Annotated in this window: 1 protein-coding gene; it reads left to right on the top strand. The window is 30.1% G+C overall.

Annotated features, from left to right (window positions below; genetic code table 11):
- Nucleotides 1–95 precede the first annotated feature (95 nt).
- Nucleotides 96–1091: a phosphotransferase gene (locus Q0921_RS24910; protein ID WP_299261873.1), complete on the top strand. Its 996-nt coding sequence runs from the start codon at nt 96–98 to the stop codon at nt 1089–1091.
- The last annotated feature ends 246 nt before the right edge of the window (nt 1092–1337 follow it).

Here is a 1337-nt window from a genome sequence, read left to right as displayed (position 1 = left end):
AATTAGCAACCAATGCGCAGAAAAACCAAAAAAACAGGGTAACAATTTGCCCTGCTACGACACATATATTAAACGTTAGCCACAATTAGAAAAAAATGAGAACATTTCCAGTTATAGCCTCTACAATTTCAGAAAAAGAATTGGGAGAATTTGCAAAAGAAAGATACGGACTTAATGAAAATTATGACTGTAAACTATTTAGGACAGGAATGAACCATACTTATTTTCTTTCGGACAATGAAACAAAATATGTTTTGAGAGTTTATAGTCATAATTGGAGGTCAAAATCTGAAATTATTGCAGAGATAGAGCTGTTAAACTTATTAAAGGAGAATAATTTAAATGTCTCTTTTCCAATTCAAGATAAAAACAGAGAATTCATTCAAGAAATAAATGCCCCAGAAGGAATTAGATACGTAGTTCTTTTTTCGTTTGCGGAAGGAGGGAAAATTAGATTTACAGACAAAGAAACTTGTTTTGTAATTGGCTCATTAATGGCTAAAATCCATAACCTTACTTCAAACACAGCTATCGACCGAATTTCTTATGATAAAGAATCGCTTTTAGAATTACCATATGAACGCTTAAAAGAATTCTTTTCAGAAAAATTACCAGAAATGGAATTTATTAAAGAGATTGGTAAATTCTTTCAAAAAACTGATTTTGAAAACACTCAAAAAGGAGTCGTTCATATGGATATTTGGTATGATAATATGGCAGTAACAGATGAAAAGGAAATTACATTTTACGATTTTGATTTTTGTGGGAATGGAATACAAATTTTAGATGTTGGTTATTTTTGCAAGCATCTATTTCACATTGAAACTGACAAGAAAGAATACGAACTAAAAATGAAACATTTTTTAGAAGGTTATCAAAGTATTAGACTATTATCTGATAATGAATTGAAATTAATTCCTAAAGCAGGATTAGCTGTTTTTGTTTTTTATCTTGGTATACAAGCACAAAGGTTTGATTGGTCGAATATCTTTTTATCTGAAAATTATCTCAAAATGTTTTATGTCGGAAGACTAAAATCTTGGATTGAATATAATAATATCGAAAAAATAACTGTGGCTAACACGGTATAAAAAACATAGGGCATTTGTGCTTTCCGAAAGGTCTGTGAGTTTTTATAAAGTCCGCTAAATATAAAATTTGGCATTTATAGTAGAAAATATAAAAGCAAAATATTTATATTTAGCTAAGTAATAAACCGAAACGATAGTGCTTATCACCTGCCCTACGTTTCTTATAATGAACGTTAGGTGCAATTGTCCCATTTTGATCTGACAATTTTTTCGAAGGGATACGCTGGGATTACGGAGTTTTATTCT

Source organism: uncultured Aquimarina sp. (genome assembly GCF_947496855.1).
GTDB lineage: Bacteria > Bacteroidota > Bacteroidia > Flavobacteriales > Flavobacteriaceae > Aquimarina.
The sequence above is the reverse complement of the archived record's forward strand: the minus strand, read 5'-3'. Positions and strand labels throughout refer to the sequence as shown.

Excerpts from the sequence above, each read along its gene's own strand:
- Q0921_RS24910 (WP_299261873.1), top strand. The coding sequence starts at position 96 with ATGAGAACATTTCCAGTTATAGCCTCTACAATTTCAGAAAAAGAATTG.